Genomic DNA, 7,333 nt, shown 5'->3' with positions numbered 1-7,333 from the left:
GATGGCTCCCACGCATCCGCATCCGGGCACGGAGTCGGCCACGAAGAACGTTCTGGTGGGCACGCCGATGGCGATGATGGACCGGGTCCGCGACGTCATCCGCCAGACGATGGGCAAGAACCCCTGATCATGGCGGCGCGCGGCATCAGGCTGCCCGGCACGGTGCTGGGGGTGGGGCTGGGCGGATTCGTGGACGGCATTCTGCTGCACCAGATCCTGCAGTGGCACCACATGCTCAGCAGCACCGGCACCGACCGCATCGGCGTTCGCCCCTACCCGGTCGACACCGTGCCGGGCCTGCGGATGAACACCGTGTGGGACGGGTTGTTCCACACCGTCACCTGGCTGGCCGTGCTGATCGGGCTCGGCCTGCTCTACTCCCGCGTCACCGGCTCGCGCGGGCGGGTGTGGCGCTCGCGGACGCTGTGGGGGTGGATCCTCTTCGGCTGGGGCGCGTTCAACCTGGTGGAGGGCCTGATCGACCACCATCTGCTCGGCATCCACCACGTGCGCACCGGCCCGCACCAGCTCTGGTGGGATCTCGGGTTCCTGCTGCTCGGCGTGCTGCTCATGCTCGCCGGATGGGCGCTGCAACGTACCGGCGGGGTGCTCGACCTGTGCCGCGATGACGAGCCGGCGCGGTGACGGTCCACGACGGTCACGCGCACGGGGCGGCGTACCTGCCGGTGATCCTGACGCTGGCGGGCGCCGCGTACCTGGTGCTGGCGGCGCGCACGGGGCCGAGGACGTGGAGCCGGTGGCGCGGCGCGGCGTTCCTCACGGGCCTCGCGCTGACGGCCGCCGCCCTGACCGGGCCGATCCAGGCTCTCGCCGCGACCGATTTCCGCGGCCACATGCTGCAGCACCTGCTCATCGGCATGCTGGCACCGCTGTGCCTGGTGCTCGGAGCGCCGATGACCCTGCTGCTGCGCTCCCTGCCCGCCGCCCGTGCCCGCCGCCTGGGCACCCTGCTGCGCGGACGAGTCATGCGCGCTCTTTCCCACCCGGTCGTCGCGCTGGTGCTCAGCGTGGGCGGCATGGTGGTTCTGTACTGCACCCCGCTCTACCGGCACACCATGACGAACGAGTGGCTGCACGCGGCGGTCCACGTGCACTTCCTGCTGTCGGGCTACCTGTTCGCATGGGTGATCGCCGGACCTGACCCCGCCCCCGGGCGTCCCTCGGTGCCGGCGCGGTTGGTGGTGCTCGGGGTGGCGATCGCCGTGCACAGCGGGCTGTCGCAGCTCATGTACGCCGGAATCGGGGTGGACGTGCCCGTGCCGGCGGAGCAACTGCGCGGCGCGGCCGAGATCATGTACTACGGCGGCGACATCACCGAGTTGCTGCTGGCCGTGACGCTCGCGGCCGGCTGGCGCCCCCAGCGCAGGGCCCGCCGTACGCGGTGGAGCCCGTCGGGCTACGCGGACCGAGGTCAGCCCGCCGCGCGGTCCGCACCTCGTACCGCCGGCTGGTTGATCGCGTTGCGCGGCCGGTCGCCGTTCAGAGCGGCACGGACTTCCGAGAACACCTCCTGGGTGAGGTCCGCCAGCGACTCCTCGGAGTAGAAGCCCGCGTGCGGGGTCACGATCACGTTCGGCAGGGCGAGGAGCTCCTCGTGCGCGTGCGGCGGCTCGGTCGCCAGGACGTCGAGTGCCGCGCCCGCCGGCCGGCCGTCCCGCAGCGCCGCCAGCAGGGCCGGCTGGTCGACGAGGCCGCCTCTCGCCGTGTTGACCAGGTAGGCCGTCGGTTTCATCGCCGCCAGTTCGGCCGCGGAGATGACGTGCCGGGTGTCGGGCGTCAGCGGCGCGTGCAGGCTGAGCACGTCGGCCTCCGCGACCAGCCGCTCGAGCGGTACGAGCTCGGCGAACGCCGCGTGCGGGCCGTCGGCCACCGGCACCGTCGCCAGCACGCGGAAGCCGAACGCGGCGGCTCGCGCCGCGACGGCTCTGCCGACCCGGCCCAGCCCGAGCAGGCCGAGCACCCGCCCCCGGGTACGGCGGAGCGTCCCGGCCCCGCAGTGGTCCCATCCGCCGCTCCGCACGTGGTCGTGGTAGCGGACGATGCCCCTGGTGGAGGCCAGGATCAGCGCCAGCGTGTGGTCGGCCAGCTCCTCGACGCAGTAGGACGGCGCCCGCGAGACGTGTATCCCGGCCGCCGTCGCCGCGGCCACGTCGATGTTGTCGACGCCCACGCCGTACGAGCAGATCAGCCGGCAGCGTCGCATCCTGCCCACCAGCTCGGCGGTCACGGGGGCGGCGTCGGCGAGGACCACGTCGGCCGAGTGACACAGCTCGTGGGCGTCGGCCCGCCCGGAGGCGTCGATCAGTTCCGCCTGCGGGCCGACGAGCGCGGGATCGAGACCGCGCGGGTCGGGGTGATCGAGCACCACGACCCTCTTCAACGTTTGCAACATGTTCCCTTTTTCGCGTTCCAGGTCTTTCTAGCCTCCCAGAACGCCCCCGGCCGTTCACTCGATGTGCCAGGTCAAGCTCCATGCGGCCGTCGGGCTCAGGACGCGGCGGGCTCGGCACCGGTGACGCGGCCGCCCTCGTTCTCTCATACAGCCGAGCTGTCGCGTCCGGGAAGGTTCTCGACCGGGCGGGCGGGGTGGAGGATGTCGGCAGGGCGGACGCCGACCGTGCCGGCGGCGGCGAGCGTGAGCGCCGCCACGGCCGGGGCGTGCGCGGTGCCGGGTGGGATGACCAGCACAACGATGGGAGCTTTTCCCTCGATGGTCAGGGTGACCAGGTGCGGGTCGGCGCTGCGGAACCAGCCCACTCTGACCGGGCGGCCGCGGGCCGTCATGCGGCGTGGGATGTGCTCCCACGCGTCGTGATGCAGGCCCACCCGCAGGACGGCCCTGCCGAGCCGCCGGTCGACGGCGGAGATGAGGGAGGGAAGTTCGGCGGCGGCGTCGCGGGAGCGCGGCCACCACGCCCCGTCGACGGTGCCTCTGCGGTCGAGAACGGCATTCAGCCTGAGCCTGACCCCGGAATGTGCCGCGGCGGTGTCGGGGGTCGCCGGTGCGGTGAGTGTGGTCATCATATTTGCCTGGCCTGTCGGGCCCTCATCAAAAGCCGGTGCGGTTTATCGCCGCGGGCGACGCCAACCTGAATGCCAACGTACGAAATGTCCTCGGTATTTCTATTGTACCTCGTGCAGTGCGACCACGAGAGAAACCACATCGCCGTTATCAAATGCGGTGATAACCAGGTCGGCGACTGCTTGTTTCCCGTTCCTCGTCCGGAAGAGCACTATCGAAGCACAGGGCTGACGAAGGGAAACATTGTGAGCCTGACCGGGAAGATCAAGTCCAGGACGTGGGCCATCCAGAGCTGGATCATGCTCAACTTCGGCCGCGCCACCGGAAACCAGCACCTGGAGTCGAAAGGCGCGGTCGGCAGGCCGGAGAAAACTCTGCGGCGGCGTAGCGGGCAGATCAGGGACATGTTCCGGCGCTGACCGCCCGGCCACAGTCAGCTCCGCGGGAATCCCGGTGGGTCAGGGCCTGCCGGGAGGCGGCCGGTCGTCGATGGCATCCTGGCGGCTGCGGGCCGTCGACTGGCTCCAGCGTGACCTGACGTGCAGCAGGAGCAGCAGCAGTCCGAGGGCGCCTGCGAGCATCAGGATGACGCCCGTGATGCGCAGGTCGAACACGCCTGCCGACCCGCCGGCCAGGACGAAGGTGAGGACGGCGCCGAGGCTGAGGACCGCGACGGCCCCGGCGATGGCCACCCGGCGGCCGGGGCGTGAGCTCGGGAGGACGCTGGGCGCTTTCATCGATGACCGCCCGGCACGACCATGGTGATGCGACTTCGCGGGATCCAGACGATGGTGCCCATGGCCGCGCTCCTCTGGCGGTGCATCGGGGTCTGCACAGGATCGGTCTTTCCTGACCGGTCGAAGCAGGGGGCCGGCGGCCGCATTCGTACACCTTCAGTTGACACCCCCGTGAGCCGCGCGGAAACAGGCGATGCGGAAAGGATCCATCTGCAGAACCGATCACCGGCTGCCGCGGCGTGCGAGTGTCCCTCAGAGGGCCTCATCATTGTGGCAGGGGGTGCTCGGAGCGCCTTCGCCGAGGGCCGACCCGGCCCCCGGGACGACCGGATCAAGCCAGTCGAGCCGCTGGGCCAAGGTCCGGGCGTTGTCGAGGAGGGTGGCGATGTGGGGAGAGGCGTTGGCGTCGTACCAGAGCAACGACCAGGGGTAGCGCGGTGCAGGTTCGGTCAGGGGTCGCCAGATGGTGCCCGGTCGGTTGGAGGTGCGGAAGGAGGAGGGGACGCAGTAGACGCAGCGGTGCTGGAGCACGAGGTCGGTGGCGGCGCGGCTGCTCTGCACGGTTCCCTCGTAGATGGTGGGCGTGTACCCGGCTTCGCGGCACAGCGCGAGCACGAACCGGTTGAGCTCCGGTGACTGTGCTTCTTCGCCGAGCAGCAGGACTTCGTCGGCGAGAGCGGCGACAGGTACGTCGTCGAGGCCGGCGAACCGATGGTCGTCGGGCACCAGCACGCCGAGCGGATCGAGCCTGATGAGTTCGGAGGTCACCTCGGCCGAGAGCCGGGACGGGGATGCGATGGCGATGTCCAGGCGGCCGCCCACCAGTTGCCGATATTGCTCGGGGGTGCCCGCCTCGACCTGATGGATGGTGATCTCGGGGTGGTTGCTCTGGAGTTCGCGAAGGATCTGCGGCATGGTGTCGTAGCCGGCGTCGATGATGCCGACCCGCAGCGTGGGAGCCGAGGCGACGGCGTTGCGCGCGGCCTGCCCGGCCCGGCCCACATGGTCGAGGATCTGACGCGCCTCGACCAGGAAAGCGGCACCCGCAGGAGTCAGAGCGACGTGATGGGTGGTGCGGTCCAGCAGTCGCACGCCCACCTCGCGCTCCAGCCGCTGGATCTGCTGGCTCAGTGCCGACTGCACGATGTGCTCGCGGGCAGCAGCCCGGCCGAAGTGCAACTCCTCCGCCAGAGTCACGAAGTAGCGCAACTGCCGCAACTCCATGCCCACCACCCCTCCCTGTTTCGGGCGGTGCCGGAACGGACCGTCGTACACCAATCTAGGTGCTTCGTGGAGCGCGGCCACCCCCTCCGGACGGGGTACGGGCGTGTGATGGCGGGTCGGCGCGGCGGCGTTGGAGGCGCTCGTGATCGGGCCAGTGCACGTTGCTCGCCCAGCCGAGCCGCTCGAACAGGCCGATCACGGCTGCGGACGCCCACGCGGCCAGGAACGGCAGCACCAGCGACAGGGCGCACAACATGGGGAGGCGCGAGCCACGCGCCTCATGCGCACGCGCAGCCACGGCCGAGCGGTGAAGGCACACCACATCGCGTCGGGCATATGGTGCCTGAAGCTCCCGGACTGTGGGAGGACTGGCAGCCACGCGAGCCGAGCCGCCTGGTCACCACAGTCAAGGTGAAAGGCCGGCGTACGGAAACAGCCATTCCCAGCTAGCCTGCATCACCTGCAGCGATAGCCAAGCTGGCCGGAATGCCCTTGACGCGAATTGCCATGGCCGACCCAAACACCCGCAAGGGCGGGTGAGAGACCCGTGTACTCGGGCAGGCGAACAGCGCGGACAAGGACCCTGCGCGATGGCTATGGAGGAAACCGACATGGCTTCGACAGCTAGAGGCGTCGTCGATGGAGAGCCGGTGGGCGCGGCGCCGATCATCGAAGGGCGTAAACCGGTCGCGGCGATGGCCGCTTTGTGGGTGTTCGTACTGGTGCCGTTCGCGGCGCTGGCCTCAGCGATCCCCGTGGCCTGGGGATGGGGCCTCAGCTGGACCGACGTGGCGATCGCGGTGGGCTCCTACGTCCTGACCGGGCTCGGCGTCACAGTGGGCTTCCACCGCTATCTCACCCACGGCGCCTTCAAGGCGGGCCGATGGCTGCGAATCTGCCTGGCCGTGGCCGGGTCCCTCGCCGTCCAGGGCTCGGCCATCCAGTGGGTGGCCGACCACCGGCGCCACCATGCCTTCGCCGACCGTGACGGCGATCCCCACTCGCCCTGGCGTTACGGGCACAATGTGCGCGGTCTGGCCAAGGGGTTGCTGTTCGCGCATGTCGGATGGATGTTCGAGCGTGACCGCACCAACCGGCGGCGCTTCGCCAAGGACCTGCTCGCCGACGCCGACATCCGCCGGGTGGACCGCTTGTTCGGGCCGCTGGTCGCGGCCTCGTTGTTGCTACCGCCTGCCATCGGGCTGCTGGCCACCGGCACCTGGCAGGGGGCGGTGACCGCATTCTTCTGGGGCGCTCTCGTACGGATCGCGATGCTGCACCACGTCACCTGGTCGATCAACTCCATCTGCCACGTCTTCGGTGATCGGCCGCTGAGAACCCACGCCGGGGACCGGGCCGCCAATTTCTGGCCGCTGGCCATCCTGTCGTTCGGCGAGAGCTGGCACAATGGCCACCACGCCGACCCCACCTGCGCCCGCCACGGCGTACTTCCAGGCCAGGTCGACCTCTCGGCCCGGCTGATCCGACTGCTGGAGAGATTCGGCTGGGCCCGCGACGTACGCTGGCCGACGCCGGCGCGCGTGGCCGCACGAAGATATGGCGCGTTCAGTTCACCAGGCAGAGACCGGGCGTCTGGTCCCAGCCGGTGAGCTTGAGCAGACGGCGCATCTGTGGGGGCGGCGACCTCAGCGTCAGTTGGTGATCACCGCCGCCGTCGTGCAATTTGGCGGCAGCGCCGACCAGGGCGCGCAGGCAACCGGTGTCGATGAACGCCACGCCGCTCACCTCGACGCAGAAGCCGGTGCCACGGCTCGCCATCAAGGCCAGCGCCCGTCGCAGTGCCGGCAGGGTGGCGAGGTCGAGCTCACCCTCGATCCACAGGCCCGCACGGTCGGTGAGCGGGGTGACTCGCAGGAGCCCGCCTGTGGCGACGGCCGGGGAAAGCGCGATCAGGAGTTGTTCGATCAGGGCGTCGATCACGAGTGCGGTGGCGCTGGGTGTGTACGTGGCGTTCATGCCAATCTCCTACGGGGACTATGCAAAGGGGGCCGCGGAGGTCAGACGGCGTGAACACGGTGTGGGTCGTCAGTGTGAGCGGTGCAGTGAGTGCAGTGATCAAATCATCTGACGCGCTTGCCTGAACGGCAAGGACCGATCCGAGCCGGGGTTATCACCACCGGCGATCACCCAGTGCGGGCGACGGGGCCTCGCCCTGCACAATGCCCATGTCCTGATGCCAGGCCCCGGCGCGAGCCCATGACCGCCGTCCGGGGGAGCGCTCAACGTGGCGATCGCGGCCGGTGATGGGGCATGCTGCGTTCGCCTGTTTCCGCTGACAGGCCGAGCGGGTCCACTGAAGGGGAGCGGC

9 protein-coding genes and 1 pseudogene are annotated in these 7,333 nt (G+C 69.9%); 4 read left to right on the top strand and 6 right to left on the bottom strand.

Annotated features, from left to right (window positions below; translation table 11 throughout):
* Nucleotides 1–129 precede the first annotated feature (129 nt).
* Both E1267_RS25825 and E1267_RS25820 read left to right on the top strand, forming a co-directional pair.
* The gene (locus tag E1267_RS25825) at nt 130–645 is read left to right on the top strand and encodes a DUF2243 domain-containing protein (protein ID WP_132335823.1); all 516 of its coding nucleotides are present in this window, start codon (nt 130–132) and stop codon (nt 643–645) included.
* Nucleotides 642–1,364, top strand: a pseudogene (locus tag E1267_RS25820) (cytochrome c oxidase assembly protein); the annotation flags it as partial. The gene E1267_RS25825 and the pseudogene E1267_RS25820, both read left to right, overlap by 4 nt.
* Nucleotides 1,365–1,432: 68 nt before the next feature.
* On the opposite strand, the gene E1267_RS46610 reads toward E1267_RS25820, so the two are convergent.
* Together E1267_RS46610 and E1267_RS25810 are read right to left on the bottom strand one after the other, a co-directional pair.
* Nucleotides 1,433–2,413 (bottom strand): C-terminal binding protein, encoded by a 981-nt coding sequence (locus E1267_RS46610; protein ID WP_132335819.1) that lies wholly within the window; start codon nt 2,411–2,413, stop codon nt 1,433–1,435.
* Between the two features lie 143 nt (nt 2,414–2,556).
* Nucleotides 2,557–3,045 (bottom strand): DUF5994 family protein, encoded by a 489-nt coding sequence (locus E1267_RS25810; RefSeq protein ID WP_132335817.1) that lies wholly within the window; start codon nt 3,043–3,045, stop codon nt 2,557–2,559.
* Between the two features lie 243 nt (nt 3,046–3,288).
* Between E1267_RS25810 and E1267_RS44585 the strand changes: the two genes are divergently transcribed.
* Entirely contained in the window at nt 3,289–3,462 is a 174-nt protein-coding gene (locus tag E1267_RS44585) for a hypothetical protein (protein ID WP_165959783.1), read from the top strand.
* 39 nt (nt 3,463–3,501) lie between these two features.
* Here the strand turns inward: E1267_RS44585 and E1267_RS25805 are convergent, their stop codons facing one another.
* The 3 genes from E1267_RS25805 to E1267_RS45790 form a co-directional block, all read right to left on the bottom strand.
* Entirely contained in the window at nt 3,502–3,780 is a 279-nt protein-coding gene (locus E1267_RS25805) for a hypothetical protein (protein WP_132335815.1), read from the bottom strand.
* Between the two features lie 252 nt (nt 3,781–4,032).
* Nucleotides 4,033–5,004 (bottom strand): LysR family transcriptional regulator, encoded by a 972-nt coding sequence (locus tag E1267_RS25800; RefSeq protein ID WP_246064257.1) that lies wholly within the window; start codon nt 5,002–5,004, stop codon nt 4,033–4,035.
* A gap of 55 nt (nt 5,005–5,059) precedes the next feature.
* Nucleotides 5,060–5,302 (bottom strand): hypothetical protein, encoded by a 243-nt coding sequence (locus E1267_RS45790; protein WP_220449677.1) that lies wholly within the window; start codon nt 5,300–5,302, stop codon nt 5,060–5,062.
* A gap of 313 nt (nt 5,303–5,615) precedes the next feature.
* On the opposite strand from E1267_RS45790, the gene E1267_RS25790 reads away from it, so the two are divergent.
* Complete coding sequence (locus tag E1267_RS25790) at nt 5,616–6,614, top strand: acyl-CoA desaturase (RefSeq protein ID WP_132335811.1); 999 nt, start codon at nt 5,616–5,618, stop codon at nt 6,612–6,614.
* On the opposite strand, the gene E1267_RS25785 is transcribed toward E1267_RS25790, so the two are convergent.
* Nucleotides 6,571–6,981 carry an STAS domain-containing protein gene (locus E1267_RS25785; protein ID WP_132335809.1) on the bottom strand — a complete coding sequence of 137 codons (411 nt, stop codon included), beginning with the start codon at nt 6,979–6,981 and terminating at the stop codon, nt 6,571–6,573. The two genes, E1267_RS25790 and E1267_RS25785, sit on opposite strands and share 44 nt — an antisense overlap.
* Nucleotides 6,982–7,333 lie beyond the last annotated feature (352 nt).

The organism is Nonomuraea longispora (genome assembly GCF_004348345.1).
GTDB lineage: Bacteria > Actinomycetota > Actinomycetes > Streptosporangiales > Streptosporangiaceae > Nonomuraea > Nonomuraea longispora.
The sequence above is the reverse complement of the archived record's forward strand: the minus strand, read 5'-3'. Positions and strand labels throughout refer to the sequence as shown.